Origin of the sequence: Halopiger goleimassiliensis (assembly GCF_000455345.1) — an archaeon.
Lineage (GTDB): Archaea > Halobacteriota > Halobacteria > Halobacteriales > Natrialbaceae > Halopiger_A > Halopiger_A goleimassiliensis.
In genome coordinates this window covers 2801823-2822813 of the sequence record NZ_HG315690.1, presented here as the reverse complement: position 1 = coordinate 2822813, position 20991 = coordinate 2801823, and the positions used below count along the sequence as shown (strand labels likewise).

Annotated in this window: 18 protein-coding genes and 1 pseudogene; 13 read left to right on the top strand and 6 right to left on the bottom strand. The window is 68.9% G+C overall.

Translation table 11 applies throughout. The annotated features are described in order from the left end of the window. Positions 1-15: 15 nt before the first annotated feature. Complete coding sequence (locus tag TX79_RS13800; RefSeq protein WP_049928015.1) at positions 16-594, bottom strand: hypothetical protein; 579 nt, start codon at positions 592-594, stop codon at positions 16-18. A 141-nt stretch (positions 595-735) separates the two neighbouring features. Here TX79_RS13800 and TX79_RS13795 point away from each other — a divergent pair, with 141 nt between their 5' ends. The 3 genes from TX79_RS13795 to npdG all read left to right on the top strand — a co-directional run bounded on the left by TX79_RS13795 (position 736) and on the right by npdG (position 3606). Beyond that, on the top strand, positions 736-993 hold the full coding sequence (locus TX79_RS13795) for a hypothetical protein (RefSeq protein ID WP_049928014.1): 258 nt from the start codon (positions 736-738) through the stop codon (positions 991-993). Positions 994-1141: 148 nt separating this feature from the next. Next, positions 1142-2461 (top strand): hypothetical protein, encoded by a 1320-nt coding sequence (locus TX79_RS13790; RefSeq protein ID WP_049928013.1) that lies wholly within the window; start codon positions 1142-1144, stop codon positions 2459-2461. Positions 2462-2937: 476 nt separating this feature from the next. After that, a complete protein-coding gene (gene npdG / locus TX79_RS13785; RefSeq protein WP_049928012.1) occupies positions 2938-3606 on the top strand; it encodes an NADPH-dependent F420 reductase in 669 nt (222 codons plus the stop codon). A 9-nt stretch (positions 3607-3615) separates the two neighbouring features. On the opposite strand, the gene TX79_RS13780 is transcribed toward npdG, so the two are convergent. The 3 genes from TX79_RS13780 to TX79_RS13770 all read right to left on the bottom strand — a co-directional run bounded on the left by TX79_RS13780 (position 3616) and on the right by TX79_RS13770 (position 6442). Then, on the bottom strand, positions 3616-4722 hold the full coding sequence (locus TX79_RS13780) for a putative sulfate/molybdate transporter (RefSeq protein ID WP_049928011.1): 1107 nt from the start codon (positions 4720-4722) through the stop codon (positions 3616-3618). Between the two features lie 113 nt (positions 4723-4835). Continuing rightward, positions 4836-5438 (bottom strand): GNAT family N-acetyltransferase, encoded by a 603-nt coding sequence (locus TX79_RS13775; protein ID WP_049928010.1) that lies wholly within the window; start codon positions 5436-5438, stop codon positions 4836-4838. Positions 5439-5533: 95 nt separating this feature from the next. Further along, a complete protein-coding gene (locus TX79_RS13770) occupies positions 5534-6442 on the bottom strand; it encodes an MBL fold metallo-hydrolase (protein WP_195892503.1) in 909 nt (302 codons plus the stop codon). 372 nt (positions 6443-6814) lie between these two features. On the opposite strand from TX79_RS13770, the pseudogene thiD reads away from it, so the two are divergent. The 4 genes and pseudogenes from thiD to TX79_RS13750 all read left to right on the top strand — a co-directional run. Continuing rightward, positions 6815-7609 (top strand): annotated as a pseudogene (gene thiD, locus TX79_RS13765) (bifunctional hydroxymethylpyrimidine kinase/phosphomethylpyrimidine kinase); the annotation flags it as partial. A 105-nt stretch (positions 7610-7714) separates the two neighbouring features. Continuing rightward, positions 7715-8044, top strand: a complete 330-nt coding sequence (locus tag TX79_RS13760; RefSeq protein ID WP_049928007.1) for a tRNA-binding protein — start codon at positions 7715-7717, stop codon at positions 8042-8044. 85 nt (positions 8045-8129) lie between these two features. Continuing rightward, positions 8130-9554, top strand: coding sequence for an APC family permease (locus TX79_RS13755; protein WP_049928006.1), 1425 nt, complete (start codon positions 8130-8132; stop codon positions 9552-9554). Then, positions 9551-10315, top strand: a complete 765-nt coding sequence (locus TX79_RS13750) for a universal stress protein (RefSeq protein ID WP_049928005.1) — start codon at positions 9551-9553, stop codon at positions 10313-10315. Before TX79_RS13755 ends, TX79_RS13750 begins: the two co-directional genes overlap by 4 nt. Before the next feature lie 74 nt (positions 10316-10389). On the opposite strand, the gene TX79_RS13745 is transcribed toward TX79_RS13750, so the two are convergent. After that, positions 10390-11181, bottom strand: a complete 792-nt coding sequence (locus TX79_RS13745) for a universal stress protein (RefSeq protein ID WP_049928004.1) — start codon at positions 11179-11181, stop codon at positions 10390-10392. A gap of 207 nt (positions 11182-11388) precedes the next feature. Between TX79_RS13745 and TX79_RS13740 the strand changes: the two genes are divergently transcribed. From TX79_RS13740 to TX79_RS13720, 5 genes are all read left to right on the top strand, one after another. After that, positions 11389-12864, top strand: a complete 1476-nt coding sequence (locus TX79_RS13740) for a globin-coupled sensor protein (RefSeq protein WP_049928403.1) — start codon at positions 11389-11391, stop codon at positions 12862-12864. Positions 12865-12975: 111 nt separating this feature from the next. Further along, positions 12976-15612 carry a DNA mismatch repair protein MutS gene (gene mutS, locus TX79_RS13735; RefSeq protein WP_049928003.1) on the top strand — a complete coding sequence of 879 codons (2637 nt, stop codon included), beginning with the start codon at positions 12976-12978 and terminating at the stop codon, positions 15610-15612. A gap of 377 nt (positions 15613-15989) precedes the next feature. Further along, on the top strand, positions 15990-17042 hold the full coding sequence (locus TX79_RS13730; RefSeq protein WP_049928002.1) for a PfkB family carbohydrate kinase: 1053 nt from the start codon (positions 15990-15992) through the stop codon (positions 17040-17042). 67 nt (positions 17043-17109) lie between these two features. Beyond that, complete coding sequence (locus TX79_RS13725) at positions 17110-17952, top strand: SDR family NAD(P)-dependent oxidoreductase (protein WP_049928001.1); 843 nt, start codon at positions 17110-17112, stop codon at positions 17950-17952. Positions 17953-17989: 37 nt separating this feature from the next. Then, the gene (locus TX79_RS13720) at positions 17990-18826 is read left to right on the top strand and encodes a DUF6997 domain-containing protein (protein WP_049928000.1); all 837 of its coding nucleotides are present in this window, start codon (positions 17990-17992) and stop codon (positions 18824-18826) included. A gap of 286 nt (positions 18827-19112) precedes the next feature. Here the strand turns inward: TX79_RS13720 and TX79_RS13715 are convergent, their stop codons facing one another. Continuing rightward, a complete protein-coding gene (locus TX79_RS13715; RefSeq protein ID WP_049927999.1) occupies positions 19113-19982 on the bottom strand; it encodes a M48 family metalloprotease in 870 nt (289 codons plus the stop codon). A gap of 118 nt (positions 19983-20100) precedes the next feature. On the opposite strand from TX79_RS13715, the gene TX79_RS13710 reads away from it, so the two are divergent. Then, on the top strand, positions 20101-20988 hold the full coding sequence (locus TX79_RS13710; RefSeq protein ID WP_049927998.1) for a dihydrodipicolinate synthase family protein: 888 nt from the start codon (positions 20101-20103) through the stop codon (positions 20986-20988). The last annotated feature ends 3 nt before the right edge of the window (positions 20989-20991 follow it).

Genomic DNA, 20991 nt, shown 5'->3' with positions numbered 1-20991 from the left:
GGTCGCTCGATTCCGCTACCGACCGCCCGTCGACTCGTGTTCCTCTTCGAACGGCGCGTCGCCCCCTTCGGCCTCGGCGCGGGACACGTCGACGAACAGCGAGAACAGCGCGCCGAGGAGGAGCCCGTACAGCAGGTGCCCGAGGAGACTCTCGAAGGCCGCGACGGGGAAGGCTGGCTCACCCGCGCCGCCGAGGACCAGCAGCAGCGACTGGGCGATCATCGGGAGGACGGCCCACACCGCCAGCCCGTAGACGAAGCCGGCGAGCGCGAGTCGCGTCCCCAGTCCCATCCGGGCGAGAAAACCGGTCTCGACGTCCGCCGTGAGCGTGCCGAAGACCGGGCCTCGAGTGACGAGAAAGCCGAAGATCGAGCCGAGAACGAGCCCGTGCAGGAGGTGAAAGCCCCAGCCGATCGTCCCCGGCTCGAGCCCGTAGATCGCCGGGATGTCGTCGGTGACGATGGTCGGATCGACGAGCCACAGCAGCGCGCCGAAGATGGCCGACCCGACGAGGCCGCCGACAGCACCGCCGAGCAGCCAGTTCAAGCTGCCGCCGAAGCCGTACCCGGTCGGGGTCGCCGTTTCGTTGCTCATACCCGTCGTTACGGGGAGCCGCCGGAAAGTGTCGGGCTTGCGCTGTCAGTTCCCGGCCGAGACGACCTGAACGGGAGGCGTCGGCCGGTCCGTGGCGATTCCCGGCCCGCAATTGAACACCGCTCGGGTGGAAAAGAACCCGTGACCGACACGACCCTCGCGGACGTCGAACGCAGCCTGGATCGCGCGACCGATCTCGAGACCGAGGAGGCGCTGTCGACGCTGCGGACGGCCCGATCGGACCTCGAGGCGCTGGGGAACGATCCCGACGTGGACGAGCAGCGCCGTCAGGAACTCGAGGATCGCCTCGATCAACGCATTCGGGAGATCGAGAACAGGGACGCCTACGACAGCGAACTCGGCGCGGCGATGAACCCGGACGAGGAAGACGCACCGTAGTCGGCTTTGCAACGCGCCCGGTAAGCGACCCCTACGGCGAGTCCTCGGGCGCATCCGCCCACAGCCGGATTCGGGCGCGAGCGGTAACGAGCCGTTGCCGTCGCAACCGTGGCGGCGCTTTTTGTCGGCCTTTTGGGTAGCGACCGACATGGACGAACTGCGACGCCGTCTCCTGGAAGGGATCTCAGCAGGTGGGCTCGTTCTCGGGACGCTGGGCGAGGCCGTCGGTGCCCGCGACGCCGGGGCCGCCGCGGGAGGACAGGACGGCCCCCTCGAGGTGTCGATCGTGGAGACCGACGGGCCGGTGCCCGCGGGCGAGTACCTCCGCGTCACGACCGCGCTCGAGAACCGCAGGACGTCGGACGTCCGGACTGCGGTCGAACTGATCGTCGGCGAGGATCCCGAGCGGATCGAACGCCGCGTGTTGACCGTTCGCGCCGGCGAGACGGAGACCGTTCGGCAGGGGTTCTACACCTACCCCGTCCCGCGGGACGACGCGTTCCCCGTTCGCGTCGAGACGGACTACGGAACGGCCGAGACGACGGTCTCGGTCGAGGGGGCGTCACCGCTGCCCGCGGCCAGCCCCGACGGCGAACTCGCGGTCGGGACGGGAACCGAGGTGTTCTTCGAGGCCGGTGCCGTCGACCCGGGCCGCTCCCAGCGGACGGTGTGGTGGGTGGACGGCGATCGAGTGGCCGGCGGGGTCGGCGGCCCCTGGCAGCACGCCTACTTCGGGGAAGCCGACGCCGACTACTTCCGCCACGAGTTCGAGTCGCCGGGCACGCACGACGTCGCTGCGGCGGTCCTCCCCGAAGACGGGGGGTCGTACGCCGCCACGTGGACCGTCGACGTCGGTCCCGACGCGAACGGACCGCCCACCGTCGAGGACAGGACGCCGGCCGACGATACCCTCGCGGTCGGCCGCGGCGACCGGTACGAGGTCTCCCTCTCGGCGTCCGATCCCGGCGGCGGCCTGGATCGGGTCGTCTGGTGGCTCACCCAGGCCGACGTGCTGCTCGAGGTCCAGGACCTGGCGGGCGAGAGCGACACCGCGACGCTCTCGACGGACGCGTTCTGTCACACCTGTACCGTGTTGCCGTGGGTGATCTGTTCCGACGGCCGGATCGCCGTCGCCGACGGCTGGCAACTCCTCGAGGGCGAGGACCCGGACGACGGCGTCTCGGTCTCGATCCGCTCGACGAACGCGCCGCTGCCGGCCGGGGACACGCTCGAGGTGATCGTCGACGTCGCGAACGAGGGGTCGTCGGCGGTCACCCAGCACCTCGAACTCGTCGTCGGGCACGACCCGGAACTGGTCGACACCCAGGAGATCACCCTCGGCCCCGGCGAGTCCGGTGCGGCGACGCTCGAGTTCGAGACCTACCCCGCCGCGACCGACCAGACGTTTCCGGCCCGCGTGATCGGCCCGGACGACGAGGCCGAGACGCAGGTCTCGGTCTATACCTGACGCGGACTGCCGTACCGACGTACCGCCGCGACCGTCGTCCGGTCTCGGGTGGGCCGGCCGTGACGTACAGTAGATCGTGTGCGGGAGCGTCGTAGATCGGGTCGCGTGGATTTCGAACTCGATTAGTTCAGGCTGTGTAGGTATTGTTTCGTGTCTGATCGATTGATCTGCGGTGGCGCGCGCTGTCGTGCGGCCGACCGATTGGGAGGCCGCACGATGAAACCGTGCGAGGGATGAGCGGAGTGAAACGGAGCGAATCGGCTGGGGAGGGCGTGGCAACTCCCCGTGTCCACGATAGCAGGACGCTTCATTTCGATAGTCGCCGATCGAACTCACCGTTCAGTTCACAGCGCTACCGACTCCTATGAACGACTTCCGATACGCTGTGTATCGCTCTCGAACCCCAATACCCGAACTGGCGGCGAGATCGGCCGCTCTCCGGTTCTTTTATTCGGGTACCGCCCGGAGAAGCGAGTATGCGAATCGCACTCCTCGGCGGCACCGGCGACATCGGCGAAGGACTGGCGCTCCGGTTCGCGCACGACACGGACCACGAGGTCCTGATCGGGTCGCGCGACCCGGAGAAGGCCCGCGACGCGGTCGCCGACTACGAGGCCGCCCTCGAGGACCGCGGCGTCGACGCCGACGTCAAGGGGTTCGCCAACGAGATGGCCGCCGACCGGGCCGACGTGGTCGTCCTCTCGGTACCTCCCTACTACGCCGGCGACACGGTCGAGGCGGTCGCGGACCGCCTCGACTCGGACACGATCCTCGTGACGCCCGCCGTCGGCATGAAAGGCGACGAGGACGGGATGCACTACCACCCGCCGGGTGCCGGCAGCGTCACCGAACTCGTCGCCCAGCGTGCGCCCGACGAGGTGCCCGTCGTCGGTGCCTTCCACAACCTCGCGGCGGGCAAACTCGCCGACCTCGAGGTCGCGTTCGACCTCGATACGCTCGTCGTCGCCGACGATGCCGACGCGAAGCGGACGGTACTCGACCTCTCGAACGAGATCGAGGGGCTGCGCGCGTTAGACGCCGGCCCGCTCGCGAACGCCGCGGAGGTCGAGAGCGTCACGCCGCTGGTCATCAACATCGCGAAGTACAACGACGAGCTGCACGACGTCGGCGTCAAGTGGCAGTAGTATCGCCCGCTAGGCCGGCCGATTCTCCCACCACCAGTAGCCGACGGCCCCGAGCACGAATGCGACCCCGACGTTGATCGCGAGGCCGACGGCACCGACGACGACGACGAACGCCAGCGCCGGTACTCCCTCGACCGGAGCGAACGCGGCCCGGCCGAGTTCGACCGCAACGACGACGAGCAAGACGCCGAGCACGGCCATCGGGAAGGCCGCCAGCAGGGTCCCGGTCGCGACCAGCGCCAGCGCGACGTAGCCGAGCCCCAGCAGGACGTTCGCGCCCGCCGTTCGCGCGCCGAAGGCGTACTTGCCCGCGAGCCCGCCGCTGCCGTGACACATCGGGACGCCGCCGATCGGCACCGCCGCGAGGCAGGTGACGCCCATGCTCCTCGAGAGCGCGTCGGCCGAGACGTCCCGATCGTAGAGGTCGCCACAGAGCAACGCGGTCGCGATGGCCGCGTTCCCGATCGTCATCCCCAGTTGTGCGACGGTTCCCTCGAGCGCCGCCGCCGAGACCGTCGGCGTTCCGGCGGGAAACAGCGCGGGGTCCGGCACGTGAGGCGTCGGGACGCCAGCCGTCGCGACCGCCGCTGCGCCGCCGATAGCGAGGACGACCAGCACGCTCGAGCGGCTGTACCCCGCGAGCGCGACCAGGCCGACGACCGCGACGCCCGCGGCGGCGACCGTCGGCGACGCGAGCGAGAGGTCGACCGCGGCCTCGAGCAACAGGAGGGCGACGGCGAACTGGATGCCCCGGATCACGGGTTCACCGACGAGGCGCTGAATCTCGCCGATCCAGCCGAGGTGGCCGACGACGAGCAAGACCCCGCCCGCGAGCAGCCCCGCGGCGGCCAGTTCCGGGTACGAGAGCGAGCCGACGATGGCCAGCCCGACCAGCGCCTTCATCGGCTCGACCGACAGCGGCAGGCCGTAGTAGAGTCCCCAGACGATCTGGAAGACGCCGAAGCCGACCAGCACGTGGGGGAGGGAGACGCTCGTCGTCGCCCCGAGCGCGACCAGCAGGGGGAGGACGGTAACCGAATCCCCTAGCGCACCCGTCAGCTCCCGCGTGGAGAACTCGAGGTCCGACCGACGGGACGTCGGCAGCGAGTGGGCCATCTACCCCTGCTATGCCGGAGTCCCTTGTTACGCTTTGGAGTAACCCGTTCCCGTTTCGAAACCGGCTCGTGAGGCCGAAGGTGGTTACGCCCCGGCCGAAACGTACGTCGCGGCTAGTCGTCGACCGCACCGCGGTACTGCTCGCGGGTGATCGTGTACCGGTGGTGGTCCACGATCGCGCCGTCGGGGCGGACCGTCGCGTTCCGGACGATGCCGTCGTACTGGCCGCCGTGGGCCTCGACGTAGCGCTCGACGGCCGCCCGCGAGTTCTCGTTGCCGTCCTGAACGGGGACGGCAACGAGGTCCAGCTCGAGCCGGTCGAAAGCCAGCTCGAGCACGGCGGCCGCCCGCTCGCCGGAGTAGCCCCGGCCCCAGAACCGTTTGCGGAGCCAGATCGCCGGCTTTCCCGTCCGTCGCTCCCAGTCGACGAGCAGGCCGCCCGACCCCGCGATCTCGTCCGCGCCGTCCTCGCCGTCCTTCGGTCGGAGCACGTACTCCGCGCGGGTTCCCGCCTCCCACTTCGCGGCCAGCTCCTCGAGGTACTCCGTCGTCTCTTTCACCGTCTCGTGGGGGTGCCACGGGAGATACGCCGTGATCTCGTCGATCGCCGGCTCGTGGTGCGAGCAGTGCTCGTAGTACGCGAAGACGTCGACCGTCTCGGGGGACAGCCGCTCGAGGCGGAGCCGCTCCGTCTCGAGGTGCTCGGGAAAGAGCATACGCCCTGCTGTTCTCCCGTGGTGATAAGTCGGGTGGAACCAGAGAGGGCTCGTGATCGAGCCGGATGGTGGGTCCACAGGCGGTGTGTGGCAGGTCACTCGGTATCGGACCGTCGCGTATCGCCGGTTTCCTCGAGGTACTGCAACACTCCCGCGACGTCGCCCTCGAGGCCCATCGACCCCCACTCCTCGCGGAGGTCGTTCGCGATCTCGAGCGGGTCGTCGGTCGTCTCGGCCGCCGCGGCGACCGTCTCGACCCACTCGGGGAGCATCGCCTCGTAGGTCTCGAGGCGGGCCGTCGCGTCGGTCGCGACGCCGAAGTGGGGATAACAGAGGGTCTCGGGGTCGAACGTCTGGAGACGGCGGACCGTCGAGACGGCGTCCTCGAGGTCGAAGTTCGGGGGCTGCGTGGCCGGGGAGAGGTCGCCCTCGAGCAGCATCCCGGCGGCGTCGGCGACGAACATCGTGTCGGTCGTCCCGTCGAAGAAGCAGGCCTGGTGGGGTGCGTGCCCCGGCGCGTCGATGGCCTCGAGCGTCCGGTCGCCGAGGTCGATCGTGTCGCCGTCGCGGATCGCCCGGGCGCGCTCGGCCGGGACGAGGTCGGGATCGCCGTAGGGTGCCTCCATGCCGAGGGCTCTCTCGACGCTCCGTTTCAGCTTCTCGAGCAACTCGGGATCGGTGAGGAAGTCGATCCCCCGTTCGTGGCAGTGGACGGTCGCGTTCGGACACGCTCGCGCCAGTTCACCGGCTCCGCCGGCGTGGTCGAGGTGGACGTGCGTGGGAATCAGGTGGGCCACCTCGTCGCGAGCGATATCGAGTTCCTCGAGCGCGGCCCGGACGACGTCGGGCGTCGTATCCGCCGTCCCGGTGTCGATCACGGCCGGCTTCGGCGTATCGAGCACGTAGACGGCGACCCGACCGGGCTGGCCGAACAGCCGCCCGTCGATGCGGTAGCCGTCCTCCGTTCCGGGCACGCGCTCGAGGTCGGGATCGCGTTCGGTCACGGCCGTATCGTCTTCCCAGGACACCTTGAAAGTACGCCGAGACCGTTCTTGTTATGAACGAAGCGTCCTGCTATCGTAGACTCGAAGACTGAATGGTGCGTTCGAAGGGGGGATGTCAAAACGAAGCGTCCTGCTATCGTGGACACGGTGAGTAGCCACACCCTCCCCAGCCGATTCGCTCACTGCGTTCGCTCATCCCTCGCGCGACTTCGTCGGCCAGCCTCACAGTCGTTCGGCTGGCCGACAGCGCGCACCACCGGTGGATGGCAGTCGAATCGTAGGTCTCTACCGATACTGGCTCTCTACCGTTCCCGAAAGAAAAGTGCGGAGAGGACCATCATCGATTTGTATAACCGGCGAATAGACTCGCCTATGAAGCAACCGACGCCCGAACGGCGACCGGTCGCGCTGACGATCGCGGGCAGCGACTCCGGCGGCGGGGCCGGCATCCAGGCCGATCTGGCGACGTTCGCGACGCACGAGGTCTACGGTACGTCGGCGATCACCGCCGTGACGGCCCAGCACACCCGCGGTGTGGAGTCGTCGTCCGTCCTCCCGACCGACGAAATTGCGGCCCAGATCGACGCCGTCGTCGGCGACTTCGACGTCGGCGCGGCGAAGACGGGGATGCTCGCGACGACTGAGGTCGTCGACCTCGTGGCCGAGCGTGCCGCCGACTTTGACTTCCCGCTGGTCGTCGACCCCGTGATGGTCGCGACCTCCGGCGACCGGTTGCTCGACGAGTCCGCCGAAGCGGCCTACGAGGACCTGATCGCCCACGCGCGGGTCGTCACGCCCAACGCCGACGAGGCCGAGGTGCTGACCGGCATCACGGTCGAGGACGACGGGACCGCGCGGGAGGCGGGCGACGCGCTGCTCGAGATGGGTGCCGACGCGGCGCTCGTCAAGGGCGGCCACGTCCCCGGCGACACGGTTCGGGACCACCTCGTCACGCCCGAGGGGACGACGACGTTCGAACACGAGCGCGTCGACACCGACGCCACCCACGGCTCGGGCTGTTCGCTCGGGGCGGCCATCGCCGCCCGACTGGCCCGGGGTGAGGACCTCGAGTCGGCGGTCGAGGGTGCGACGGACTTCCTCGCTCGAGCCATCGCCTCCTACTACGACGTGGGGCGAGGACCGGGTGCGGTCAACCACTCGGTCGACCGGTAGCGACGGAGTCGGTCACCCGGGACCGGTCTCGAGTGGGAGAACGGATCGAACGTCGCCGCGTTCGTCGGCTATTTACGGTCCCTCGTGTTCTCACACCACATGGTCGAGACGCCTTTCGACGCCGATATTCGCGTGGGCGAAGTACTCGAGGCGCAGCGGTTCGAGGAAGCGAACAAGCCGAAGATGACGAAGCTGTGGATCGACCTCGGCGAGGAGCACGGCGAGGTCCAGTCCGCGGCGCAGCTGGACCACCACTACGACCCCGCGGAACTGGAGGGACGGCAGGTACTGTGTGCGACGAACCTCGGTTCCGTGCGGATCGCGGGGTTCAAATCCGAGGCGCTGACCGTCGGCGTCCCCGACGAGGAGGGGTATCCGGTGTTGGTCGAGCCGGACGAGGACGTGCCGCTTGGCGGGCTGTTGTTTTAATTTATTCGCAGGTTCACCGTCGTCAGTTTCTGACCGTCCCGACACTCGACAGTAGGGGTATACGTTCGGCAACCGTACGGTCGGTATGGCCGACGATTCGGCGTCGACCGTGGGGGCGAACCTCGAGGGCGAGTCGCCCCGGATCGAGCCGGCGGTCGAGACGGACGCGGCGACGATCACCGACGACGCCGAACTCGAGCGAACGCTCGGGCTCGCCGGCGGGCTGGCGATCGGGATCGGAACGATGATCGGGGCCGGCATCTTCGTCTTCCCCGGACTCGCCGCGGGGGAGGCCGGTCCCGCCGCCGCGGTCTCGTTCGCCATCGGTGCCGTCGTCGCGCTGCTGGTCGCGTTGCCGACGTCGGAACTCGCGACCGCGATGCCCAGAAGCGGCGGCGGCTACTACTTCATCTCCCGCGGCCTGGGGGCGCTCGCGGGGGCCGTCGTCGGTCTCTCGCTGTGGTTCGGGCTGGTGTTCGCGACGGCATTCTACCTGGTCGGGTTCGGCTACTACGTCGTCGACGCGCTCGCGGAAATCGGCGTCGCGGTTGGCGAGACGCTGGTCGTCCCGGTAGCGCTGCTCGCCGGTGCGGGCTTTACGGTCCTGAACGTGACGGGAACCGAGAACGCCGCCAAACTCCAGAACGGGATCGTCGCGTTGCTGCTGTCGATCCTCGTCTGTTTTCTCGGCTTCGGCGGACTGGACGCGGTGGGGCTGATCGGCGAACCGAGCGCGCCGGAGCGCTTCGCCCCCCACGGGGCGGTGCCGATCCTGACGACCGCGGCGCTCGTGTTCACCTCGTACCTCGGCTTCGCGCAGGTGGCGACCGTCGCCGGCGAGATGCGGAATCCGGGGCGGAACCTGCCGCTGTCGATGATCGGCTCGGTGCTCGTCGTCGGCGTGCTCTACGTCGCGACCATCTTCGTGGCCACGAGCGCGTTCGGCAGCGACGAGTTGGCCGGACTCGGCGAGACGGCGATGGTCGAGGTCGGTCGCCACTACCTCGGAACGGCTGGCGCGCTCGCGATCGTCTTCGGCGGCCTGCTGGCGACGATGTCCAGCGCCAACGCCTCGGTGCTGAGCACGTCCCGGGCCATCTACGCCGTCTCGAGGGACGCCCTGCTGCCGCGGCGGGCGAGTCGGATCAACCTCCGGTACGGCACGCCACACGTCGCGCTGGGGCTGGCCGGCGGACCGATCCTCGTGCTGACGGCGACCGGCCGCGTCGAGTTGCTCGCCGAGGTCGCCTCCGTGCTCCACCTCGTGATGTACGGGCTGATCTGCGTTGCGCTGCTGGCCGTACGGCGCGAGGACCCCGACTGGTACGATCCCGACTTTCGGGTCCCTGGGTATCCCGTGGTCCCGGTACTCGGCGCGGTGGCGAGCTTCGTCCTCGTGTGGTTCATGCAACCGGCGTCGCAACTCGTCGGGGCGGCCATCGTCGTGCTGACGGCGGGCTGGTACGCCTATTACGCCCGGGACGTAACGCTGAAGGGGGCAATCCGATGACGACCGACGATCCTACCCGCGACCGTCGCCGCGTACTCGTCCCGCTTTCGATCCTCGAGGGCGAGACGGTACCCGCCGGGCTCGCGACGTTGCTCGAGCCGACGGCCGTGACCCTGCTGGGCTACCACGTCCTCCCCGAACAGACGCCGCCCGATCAGGCCCGGTTGCAGTACGAGGAGCGGGCGACCGCCGCGCTCGAGGACCTCGCCGCCGACTTCGAGGACGCCGACCACCGACTCGTGTTCACCCACGACCGCGAGCGGACGATCGATCGCGTCGCCGCCGAGACGGCCGCGGACGCCTACGCCATCACGGGTGCGACGGGACCGGTCGATCGACTCCTCGTGGCGCTGACCGGCGACGTCGCCGTCGACCGCATCCGGGCCTTCGTCGCGGCCCTGATCGACGAGCGCGACGTCGGCGTCACGCTCTTTCTCGCGACCGAGGACGCCCCCGCCGGCCGCGAACTCCTCGAGATCGCCGCGGCGGACCTCGAGCACGACGGGATCGACGCCCGGTCGGAACTCGTCGTCGACGGCGCGCCGCTCAAGGGGCTCGTCGACGCCGCGGCCGACCACGACGCCGTCGTGATGGGCGAACGCGCCCCGTCGTTGCGCTCGCTCCTCTTCGGCGAGGCGGCCGAGCGCGTGGCCACCGAGACGGTTGGCCCGGTAATCGTCGTTCGCCACCGCGAGGGCCAAGACGGTCGGGAGAACCGCACCGACGAGGCCGATCCACGGCTCGAGGAAGACCACCCCTGACGGGCGCGACGCCTGTTCGTCCGCTCGAGTGAGGGCTCCGGTTCGCGTCGGCGGGGCGCTCGCGGATTCTCGAGTCAGGTCGGTTCGTCGTCCGACGATTCGGCGGGACCGCCGTCGTTCGAGTCGTCGTCTTCGTCCTGCTCGAGGTACTCGCCGCGGATCACCAGTACGGGATCGACGGTTCCGCGGGCGAGCGTCTTCGCCCGGTCGCGGAAGATCACCCGGCGGACGGAGGGCCGACTCTCGCCGACGACGAGCAGGTCGTGGTCGTCCGCGGCCGCGATGATCTCCTGGGACGGCGAGCCGTCGACGGCCACCCGCGTCTCGATGCGGCCACGGTCGACGCCGGCGGCGACCAGCGCCTCGGTGGCGTCCTCGAGGATAGCCTCTCCCTGCTGGCGATCCCCTTCCTCGTCGACGACGTGGAAGAACGTCACCGCGAGGTCGGTGCCGGCCAGCACGGCGCTCAGCAACGCGGCGATGTGCTCGAGGTGGACGTCCCCTCTGACGGCGACGAGCACCGACTCGAGGACGGGGGCCGGGTTGAGCAACACCACCGCGGTACAGCCCTCCTCGAGCGCGATGCGCTCGAAGGTCCGAAGCCGATCGTGGGTGAAGACGAGTCGCGTCGAGACGTCGGGACAGCCCGCGTCCTCGAACGCCGTCCGGAGGTCCGCGAGTTTCGACCGGGCGCGGTCGGCGTACTGGTCGCGGGCCTGATCGGTCCCCACCTGATCGGGGATCTCGCGGTACGCGAGTACCACCACTGGGACGGACGCGAGGACGTCGACGAGGCGCTGCGGGACGCTCTCGCCGCCGAGGACGTCGACCGGGACGAGGACGCGGTGGTCGGGAGAGACGGCCATTGGCTGGGCGTCCCCTACCACGTGTGGCATAAAAGAACCCCGCCGAGGGAGACGCGTGACTTTCTGATCGCCCGTTCAACGGTAAACGAGTTGTCTGCTCATCAGTGTGGTGAAGTGGCTTCTAAATCGCTGCAAACTGCTATCTGTTGGGTGGGTGACGTACATCTGGCAAGAATACTTATGGACGTGAGTTACCGTGGCAAGGATATGTCTCGTCAGGACGGGTCGCCCGGAGGAGCGGGAAGCCCCGACGGAACCACCCAGGGAGCGAGCCTCGATCGAACGACCGTCGAGCGGGCCAAGGACCTCGTCGGGTTCGGACCCGCGGACGAACGGCGACTCGAGTCACAGGCGGACCTCTTCGAGCGGGTCAGCGACGACCTCGCGGCGGCGTACACCGAGAACGTCCGGAGCGATCCGAAACTGGCCGACGCGATCGCCGAGTCGGAACTCGATCCGGAGACGTTCGAGCGGGAGCACAGCGCCTACCTCGAGGCGATGGGTCGCGGCGAGTACGACCGGTCGTTCTTCGAGGAGCGCATCGAGTTCGCCCCCGCCGACCCGTTCGTCGAACCCGGGCTCAACGAGTTCGTCGCGTCGTACATGCAGTACTACGATCGGATCGTCGACGAGATCGGCTCGGACGTCAAATCCGAGTACGGCGACGACGCGGACGGTGACGCCGTCGCGGAGGCGGTAGACGAAACGGTCGAGCGCACCCTCTCGTTCCTCCGGCTGGCGGTGCTCGATCAGCAGTTCGTCATGGGGGCGAAAGTCGACGAGTTCATGGCCGAACTCGGCGCGATGCACCAGCAGCGCCAGTCGATCCGGACGGACCTCGAGGAGGTCGCGTCCGACCTCCAGGAGCAGGGGAAACGGATCGGGCAGGGGACGGCCGAGATCGCCGACGTCGCGGCCGAACAGTCGTCCTCGACGGCCGAAATCGCGAGCGAGATGTCGACCCTCAGCGCTACCGTCGAGGAGATCGCCTCGAACACGGAGGAGGTCAGCGCGACCACCGAGCGGGCGGAGGAGATCGCGGGCGAGACGACCGATACCGCCGAGGAAGCCATCGACAAGATGGAGGGCGTCCAGGAGGCGGCCGGCGAGGTCACGGAGGACGTCGAACAACTCCGGGAGGGCGTCCAGCGCATCGACGAGATCGTCGACGTGATCAACGACATCGCCGACCAGACGAACCTGCTGGCGTTGAACGCCTCGATCGAGGCGGCGACCGCCGGCGAGGCCGGTGACGGCTTCGCCGTCGTCGCGAACGAGGTCAAATCACTCGCCGAGGAGTCCCAGGAGGAGGCGGCCACCATCGAGCGGATGGTCACCCAGATCCAGAACGACACCCAGGAGACGGTCGAGAGCCTCGAGGAGGCCAACGCCGAGATCGACGACGGCGTCGACCTGGTCGAGGAGACGGTTGACAACCTCGGCGAGATCGAGACCGCGGTCAGCGAGGCGGCCTCGGGCGTCGACGAGGTGGCGACCGCGACCGACGAACAGGCCGCGAGCACGGAGGAACTCGCCAGCATGGCCGACGAGGTGATGGACAACGCCGAGACGCTGACGAGCGAACTCGACGACCTCCTGGAGGTAAACGAGGCGGCGGAAGCGACTTCGATGGACCTCCTCGAGACGATCGATCGAATGGACGACGTGGAGGACGTCGTCTGAGACGGACGACGAACCTGCCCTCGAGTGGTTCCGTGCTGCGGGTCACCCCGTGACGTCCCGGGGGCGAACCGGAGCGTAGCACTTTACCCCTCGGAACACACTCGAGCGAACATGACCGAACCGACGGGGATCGTCGGGGAGTTCCTCTCGCTGAAGGAGGAGACCGACGCCGATCTGCTGGCGATGCAGTGCGGGGACTTCTACGAGTTCTTCGGGGACGACGCCGAACGCGTCGGCGAGGAACTCGACCTGAAGGTGACCTCGAAGTCCTCGCAGGGACAGTCGTACCCGATGGCGGGGGTCCCGCTCGACGACCTGACGCCCTACCTCAAGGCGCTCGTCGAGCGCGGCTACCGGGTCGCCGTCGCCGACCAGTACGAGACCGACGGCGGCCACGCCCGCGAGATCGTCCGCGTCGTCACCCCCGGAACGTTGCTCGAGACGACCGACGCCGACGCCCAGTACCTCGCGGCCATCGTGGGGGAGGGCGCGAGCGGGAGCGACGACGCCGCCTACGGCCTCGCGTTCGCCGACGTGACGACCGGCCGCTTTCTCGTCGCCGAGGCCCACGACGAGGACGAGGCGCTGACGGAACTCTACCGGTTCGACCCCGTCGAAGTACTGCCGGGTCCCGAGGCCCGAACCGACGACGAACTGGTGACCGCCGTTCGCGAGCGCTTCGACGCGACGCTCACTCTCCACGAGACGGAGGCGTTCGCCCCGAAACGAGCCGCACACGCCGTTCGCGAGCAGTTCGGCGGCGAGACGGTCGATCGGCTGGCGGTCGGCGACTCGGCGCTCGCCGCCGCCGGCGCGATCCTCTCGTACGTCGAGGAGACCGGGACCGGCGTCCTCGCGTCGATGACGCGCGTCCAGACCCATCACGGCGACGACCACGTCACGCTCGACGCGACCACCCAGCGCAACCTCGAGTTGACCGAGACGATGCAGGGCGACAGCGAGGGGTCGCTGTTCCAGACGATCGATCACACCGAGACCAGCGCCGGCCGACGGCTGCTGAAGGAGTGGCTCTGTCGGCCGCGACGGTCGCTCGAGACGCTCGAGCGCCGACAGGCGTCGGTCGCCGCGCTCTCGTCGGCGGCGCTCGCCCGGGACGAACTCCAGGACGCCCTCGGCGAGGCCTACGACCTCGCCCGACTGGCGTCGAAGGCGAGCCACGGCAGCGCCGACGCCCGGGACCTCGTCGCGGTCCGGGAGACGCTGGCGGTCCTGCCGACGATCGCGAGTATCGTGTCGTCGAACCCCGACCTCGCGGAGTCGCCGCTCTCGTCGATCGTCGACCGACCGGATCGCGAGGCCGCGGCCGACCTGCGCGAGACCCTCGAGGCGGCCGTCGTCGACGAGCCGCCGTCGACGGTGACCCAGGGCGAACTGTTCCGCCGGGGCTACGACGACGACCTCGACGAGGTGATCGAGCGCCACGAGGAGGTCCGGGAGTGGCTCGACACGCTCGCCGAGCGGGAGAAACGCCAGCACGGGTTGAGCCACGTCACCGTCGACCGGAACAAGACCGACGGCTACTACATCCAGGTCGGGAAGTCCGCGGCCGACGACGTGCCGGACCACTACGAGGAGATCAAGACCCTCAAGAACTCGAAGCGGTTCACGACCGAGGAACTCGAGGAGAAAGAACGCGAGATTCTCCGACTCGAGGAGCGCCGCGGCGACCTTGAGTACGACCTGTTCGAACAGTTGCGCGAGCGGGTCGCCGCCCGCGCCGAACTGTTACAGGACGTCGGGCGAACCCTGGCGACCGTCGACGCGCTGGCGAGTCTGGCGACCCACGCCGCCGAGAACCGGTGGGTTCGACCCGACCTCCACCGGGGCGACCGCCTCGCGATCGAGCAGGGACGGCACCCGGTCGTCGAGCAGACCACGGAGTTCGTCCCGAACGACGTCGCGATGGACGAGGACCGGGGCTTCCTGGTCGTCACGGGACCCAACATGTCGGGCAAGTCGACGTACATGCGCCAGGTCGCCTGCATCGTCCTGCTGGCCCAGATCGGCAGCTTCGTCCCCGCCAAGGACGCCGAGATCGGTCTCGTGGACGGCATCTTCACCCGCGTCGGCGCGCTGGACGAACTCGCGCAGGGTCGGTCGACGTTCATGGTCGAGATGAGCGAGCTCTCGAACATCCTCCACACCGCCACCGAGGATTCGCTGGTCATCCTCGACGAGGTGGGCCGGGGAACCGCCACGTACGACGGCATCTCGATCGCCTGGGCCGCGACGGAGTACCTCCACAACGAGGTCCAAGCCAAGACCCTCTTCGCGACCCACTACCACGAACTGACCGGCCTGGCGGAGAAACTCCCCCGCGTCGCCAACGTCCACGTCGCCGCCGACGAGCGCGACGGCGAGGTCACCTTCCTCCGAACCGTCCGCGAGGGACCGACGGATCGCTCCTACGGCATCCACGTCGCAGACCTCGCGGGCGTCCCCGACCCCGTCGTCGACCGCGCGCGGGACGTCCTCGAGCGCCTCCGCGAGGAGAAGGCCATCGAGGCCAAGGGCGGCGGCTCGAGCGAACCCGTCCAGACCGTCTTCGACCTCTCGAGCGGCCAATTCCGCGGCCCGGCCAACGCCGACGGCGGCGGCGAGACCGTCCCGCCCGAGGCCAAGGCCGTACTGGAGGACCTCGAGACCCTCGACGTCAACGAGACGCCGCCGGTCGAACTCATGGCGAAAGTGCAGGAACTCAAGGAGCGACTCGAGGACGCCGAGTGACGGCGTCGTCGTTAGCAGTCGAGCCCTGAACACCGTGTTCAGTACTGGCTGTTAGATATCATTCCCTACTTGATCAACTGGCGTGCGGTGGCGCGCGCTGTCGTGTGGCCGACCGATGGGGAGGCCACACGACGAAACCGTGCGAGGGATGAGCGGAGTGAAACGGAGCGAATCGGCTGGGGAGGGTGTGGCTACTCCTCGAGTCCACGATAGCAGAACGCTTCGTTTCACCAAACTTCGCAACGAACACCGCGATCAATACGCACGTCCAGTTACCGAACTGGCTGTAGTGAACCCCGAAATCCGATTCCCATCCATCGACGTCAACCCGACGCATCCGGGACGCCGCTTTTCCGTGCGCCCGACGGGATACCGGTATGGCGTACGACGACCTCGCCGACCGGCTCTCGAGCCACGACACCCCGACCCGCGTCGTCTGCCTGCCCGACGGGAGCGTCGACAGCTACTACGGCGCGCTCGAGTCGTCCGGCGATCGCATCGAGACTCGGGAGACGTTCGGCGAGCGCATCGCCCACGGCGCATCCGCGTCCGTCCCGATCGAGTGCGATTCCCGCGAACCCGGCGGGCAGGCACCCAACATGGCCCGGCAGGTCCACCACCTCGGCGCGGACGTGACGTTGTACGGTCACCTCGAGGATCCCGTCTTCGCGGACCTCCCGTTCGAGACGCACTCGATGGGCGAGCCAGCCAGCGTGCGGGTGTTCCCGTTCGCGGACGACGACCTCCTCCTCGTCGAGCAGTCCGCGGACGTCCGATCCTGGACGCTGGCCGACCTCGAGCGGGCGGCCGCGACCGACGGTCGCGAGGCGCTGGCCGCCCACGCCGTCTGCTGTGGTAACTGGGCGTCGATCGACGGGCTGACCGACGCGCTCGCGACGCTCGCCGACGGGCCGCTCGAGGGCGGCGTCTTCGTGCTCGATCCGGGGCCGGTCCGGCGGCGATCGGCAGCCGACCTCGAGGACCTGCTGTCGGTTCTGGGCGACCTCGCGACGCGAACCGAGGTCGTCTACAGCGTCAACCGGACGGAACTCGCTGCCACCCTCGAGGCGGTCGGCGGCGACGGCGCGTCGCTGCAGGATTCGGGAGAACGGGGGGATCTCGAGGCGCTGTCGGCGGTTCGAGCGGCAGCCGACGTCGACGCCGCGGTCCTCCACGACACCGAACGCGCGGCCGTCGCGACGCTCGACGACGAACGGGCCGTCCGGAACCTCCCGGTCGAGGACCCGCGCCGACGCACCGGCGCGGGCGACTGTTTCAGCGCAGGTCTCGCCTTCGCCCGCGCTCGCGGCTGGGAGTGGGACCCGACGCTCGCGCTCGGAAACTGCTGTGCGGTCGCCTCCGTCGAGTACGGGCAACCGGCGGATCGGGAAACGGTGCGGACGCTGCTCGAGCGCGCCGACGCCCGCTGACTCGGCGGGCGTTTTGATCGGGTCGGTTCCGGTAGAATTTTCGTATCAAAGGGCCGCCCCTAGGACGATGCACGAACCAGCGTACGACGTCGCGGGCAAGACCGCGGTCGTCACGGGTGCGAGCCAGGGCATCGGGAAGGGAATCGCGGAGACGCTCGCGGCCAGCGGCGCGAACGTCGCGATCTGCTCCCGCTCGATCGACCGGGTCGGCCCCGTCGCCGACGAGATCAACGACGCGGACGGCGAGGCGCAACGCGCCTCGAGGAACGCGAGCGGCGACGCCGCGAGCACCGGGGAGGCACTCGCAGTGGAGTGCAACGTCCGCGAACGCGATCAAGTCCAGGACCTCGTCGACGCCACCGTCGAGGAGTTCGGCGACATCGACGTGCTGGTGAACAACGCCGGCGGCGAGTTCGTCGCCCCGTTCGAGGAGATCTCCGAGAACGGCTGGAAGACCATCATCGACCTCAACCTCAACAGCGCGGTCCACTGCACCCAACTCGCGGGCGAGGTGATGCGCGAGGGCGACGGCGGCTGTATCGTCAACCTCTCGTCGGTCAACGGCCAGCACGCCGCGCCCGGCGAGAGCCACTACAGCGCCTCGAAGGCGGCGATCATCCGCCTCACCGAGACGCTGGCCACCGAGTGGGCCGCCGACGGTATCCGCGTCAACTGCGTCGCGCCGGGACTGATCCAGACCCCCGGCGTCGCCGAAACCCTGGGAATCGACAGCGAGGACATGCCGCCCCGCGAGAAGACCGACCGCCGCATCGGCCACGTCGAGGAGATCGCCGACGTCGTCCACTTCCTCGCCAGCCCCGCGGCGTCGTTCGTCAACGGCGAGACCCTGACCGTCAAGGGCGTCCCCCGTCCCGGCAACTCGATGTCGCAGGACCTCGGCCTCGAGTAACGCCCACGAAATACCGAAACCGTTCCACGGACGACCGATGGTCTTCGAACCCGCGCTCGAGGAGTTGGCCGCGTCCGAGCGGTCGGTCTACGGGCCGACCTCCTTCCGTGAGTACGTCGAGCGCCACGACCTCGAGGCCGGCCCGCGGACGCCGCGGTACATCTCCGTCGACGCGATCGGCGACCTCGAGCCGGAGTTGCGCGAAGCCGGCGTCACGGTGTTGCGGGCCGGATCGGCCCCGGACGGGCGGGGGACCGGCTTTTTGCTCGTCGACGGCCCCGACGGCCTCGAAGAGTTCTTCCTGCGTGACGAGGCGATCTTCGGCGGACGGCGACCGGAGCGGTTCGCGAGTCCGGTCGCGGACGAGCGACTGGTGAGCTACGACCTCCTCCCGTCGCGGTCGGAGACGTCGCTGGTCAACCTCGCGCTGGCCTCCGGCGTGCTCGCGGAGGCGCTCTCGCTCGATACGTCGGGCGCGCTCGCGCCGCCGGCGACCGGGCGCTCGACGTTCACCTTCGCGTTCCGGCCCCACCGGGCGTCTCCGGACGCACTCACCCATCGCAACGGCCAGGTCGAGATCGACACGGTGTTCGCCGAACGACGGGACGGCGAGCGGACGCTGTTCGTGCTCGAGGCGAAGACCGGCCCGCGGGACTCCCTTGCGGCGCACAAACTCGTCTATCCGGTGCTGGCGCTCGCCGAGAACGTTCCGTCCGAGGTGCCGATCGTTCCGGTCTACCTCCGCTGTCGGGAGGGCGAGGGCACGGTCACCTTCGACGTCGCGGAGTGTTCGCTGCCCGACCCCCGCGAGCGGGTTCCGGGCGTGGACGAACTGACCGTCGAGCGAACGCGGGTGCTCGAACTCAAGCGGTGAGTACCAGTCGGGCGTGGGATTGGCGACGGGAACCGAGACCTTCTGTTGCTATCTTCGATTCGATTATCGTGGAACGACGGATAGCCCGAGCGTCTCGAAATCGCCGTCGGAGGCAAAAATGCGGTCGGTGTTTCGATTCCGCATCGACGTGGCGATCGTGTGGTCGGTAACCGATATGTGATCTGCATAATAGCTTGACGTCGACCGAGTTCTCCCGAGATCGATCGTTCCCGTACGGCGGACGCTATCGCCCTGTACGCGATGACTCTCGAGAAGTCGAGTGAGATTATCCGTCGTCGGCGAACTCCTCGCGGAGCCGCCGGATCCGCTTGTGCGTCGGCGGGTGGGTCGCGAACGGCACCATCGAATCGGTCGGGACGATGCAGAAGGCGTTGAAGCCGGCGACGCGCCGGAGGTCCGTCTCGGGCGGGGACGACGCCCCGTGGAGCGTCGCGAGCGCGCTGGCCAGCGCGTAGGGCTTGCCCGTGATCGCGACCGCGCCCCGATCGGCGGCGTACTCGCGATAGCGCGAGAGCACGAGCGTGCCGGGGAGGCTGGCGAGGTAGACCGGCAGGCCGACGAACAGCAGGTAGATGCCGATCCACAGCGGGAACCCCAGCAGGAACCCCGTGAACGTGAACGTCCGACTGGCCGTCGTCAGCGCGATCACCGAGATGGCCGTCGGGAATCCCGCCACGGTCATCACCGTCGAATCGTCGTTCTTGAGGTGGGCGAGTTCGTGGGCGAGGACGGCCTCGAGTTCGTCCTCGTCGAGGGCCTTCAGGAGGCCGGTCGTCACGCAGACGACGGTCCGGTTACCGGTGCCCGCCGAGAGGGCGTTGGGTTCGTCCGAGGGGACGACGGCGACCGGCGGTCGCGGGAGGTCGGCCTGGCGGGCCAGTCGCTCGACGGTGTCGTACAGCAGCGGATACTGCTCCCGTTCGATGGCGACGGCGTTGGTCGTCCAGTAGGCGATGACGTCGGCCCGGGTAACGCCCACCAGGATCACGAGCGCCAGAACCCCACAGGTCACCAGCGCGAGCGGCGTCGGCAACAGCGCGAAGACGATCCAGAGCAACGCGCCGTAGCCCACCAGGGTGAGTGCGAGGGCGAGGACCATCCGCACCTGGAGGCGGCGATCGGGGGACCAGTGCATATCGTTGCGTACGTCGCGAATCGACAAATAGCTAACCCGTACCGTCGGATGGTTCCGTAATCAGTCGCCGTTCTCCGCTACCAGTGACACTTTCCGCGCGCGGCGACAACCTCGCGGTATGTCGCTTCAGCACGCCCTCGAGGGCATCACGACGCCGCTGGTCACCCCCTTCGAGCCAGGGACGAACGAGATCGACGAGGCGGGACTCGAGGCAGTCGTCGGCCACTGTCTCGACGGCGGGATCGACGGCCTCTTTCCCTGCGGGACGACGGGCGAGTTCACGAGCCTCGAACCTGCGGAACGTCGGCGGGTCCACGAGGTCGTCGTCGACCGGGTCGACGGCGAGGTGCCGGTGCTGATCGGTGCGGCGACGACCGTCGGGGAGGCGGTCGACTACGCCGAACACGGGGCCGCGATCGGGGCGGATGTGGCGGTCGTCACGGAGCCGTACTTCCACGGGCCGAACGATCCCGACGGGAATCGGCAGTTCTTCGAACGGGTCGCCGATCGGTCACCGCTGCCCGTCCTCCTCTACAACATCCCGCCGTGTACGGGCGGGTCGATCGCCGTCGAGACGGTCGCCGCGCTGGCGCGCCACGAGAACGTGATCGGGATCAAGGACTCGAGCGGCGACCTCGCCTCTCTCCTGTCGATCCTGCGGGAGACGCCCGAGGCGTTCGTCGTCCTGCAGGGCTACGACGCTTTGCTCGTCCCGGCGCTCCGGATGGGTGCCGATGGCGGACTGAACGCGGGGTCGAACGTCGCGCCCGCGGTCTACCGCGAACTGTACGAGACCGCCGACGAGGACCGCGGCGCGGCGATTCAGGACGCGATCGCACCCTACTTCGACGCTTGCGACGAGTACGGCTTCGCACCGGCGACCAAGGCGGCCCTCGCGTACCGCGACGTCCTCGAGTCCGACGCGGTCCGCCCGCCGCTGGTCGCAGTCCCCGAGGACGGTCGAGAGGCGATCGAAACGGGGGTCGACGCGCTGCTCGAGTGGTAACGG

What these genes read in the sequence shown, in the direction of transcription:
- TX79_RS13800 (WP_049928015.1), bottom strand. Translation starts at nt 594, where the DNA reads ATGAGCAACGAAACGGCGACCCCGACCGGGTACGGCTTCGGCGGCAGC.
- TX79_RS13790 (WP_049928013.1), top strand. Translation starts at nt 1,142, where the DNA reads ATGGACGAACTGCGACGCCGTCTCCTGGAAGGGATCTCAGCAGGTGGG.
- npdG (WP_049928012.1), top strand. Translation starts at nt 2,938, where the DNA reads ATGCGAATCGCACTCCTCGGCGGCACCGGCGACATCGGCGAAGGACTG.
- TX79_RS13780 (WP_049928011.1), bottom strand. Translation starts at nt 4,722, where the DNA reads ATGGCCCACTCGCTGCCGACGTCCCGTCGGTCGGACCTCGAGTTCTCC.
- TX79_RS13775 (WP_049928010.1), bottom strand. Translation starts at nt 5,438, where the DNA reads ATGCTCTTTCCCGAGCACCTCGAGACGGAGCGGCTCCGCCTCGAGCGG.
- TX79_RS13760 (WP_049928007.1), top strand. Translation starts at nt 7,715, where the DNA reads ATGGTCGAGACGCCTTTCGACGCCGATATTCGCGTGGGCGAAGTACTC.
- TX79_RS13755 (WP_049928006.1), top strand. Translation starts at nt 8,130, where the DNA reads ATGGCCGACGATTCGGCGTCGACCGTGGGGGCGAACCTCGAGGGCGAG.
- TX79_RS13750 (WP_049928005.1), top strand. Translation starts at nt 9,551, where the DNA reads ATGACGACCGACGATCCTACCCGCGACCGTCGCCGCGTACTCGTCCCG.
- TX79_RS13745 (WP_049928004.1), bottom strand. Translation starts at nt 11,181, where the DNA reads ATGGCCGTCTCTCCCGACCACCGCGTCCTCGTCCCGGTCGACGTCCTC.
- TX79_RS13740 (WP_049928403.1), top strand. Translation starts at nt 11,389, where the DNA reads ATGTCTCGTCAGGACGGGTCGCCCGGAGGAGCGGGAAGCCCCGACGGA.
- mutS (WP_049928003.1), top strand. Translation starts at nt 12,976, where the DNA reads ATGACCGAACCGACGGGGATCGTCGGGGAGTTCCTCTCGCTGAAGGAG.
- TX79_RS13730 (WP_049928002.1), top strand. Translation starts at nt 15,990, where the DNA reads ATGGCGTACGACGACCTCGCCGACCGGCTCTCGAGCCACGACACCCCG.
- TX79_RS13725 (WP_049928001.1), top strand. Translation starts at nt 17,110, where the DNA reads ATGCACGAACCAGCGTACGACGTCGCGGGCAAGACCGCGGTCGTCACG.
- TX79_RS13720 (WP_049928000.1), top strand. Translation starts at nt 17,990, where the DNA reads ATGGTCTTCGAACCCGCGCTCGAGGAGTTGGCCGCGTCCGAGCGGTCG.
- TX79_RS13715 (WP_049927999.1), bottom strand. Translation starts at nt 19,982, where the DNA reads ATGCACTGGTCCCCCGATCGCCGCCTCCAGGTGCGGATGGTCCTCGCC.
- TX79_RS13710 (WP_049927998.1), top strand. Translation starts at nt 20,101, where the DNA reads ATGTCGCTTCAGCACGCCCTCGAGGGCATCACGACGCCGCTGGTCACC.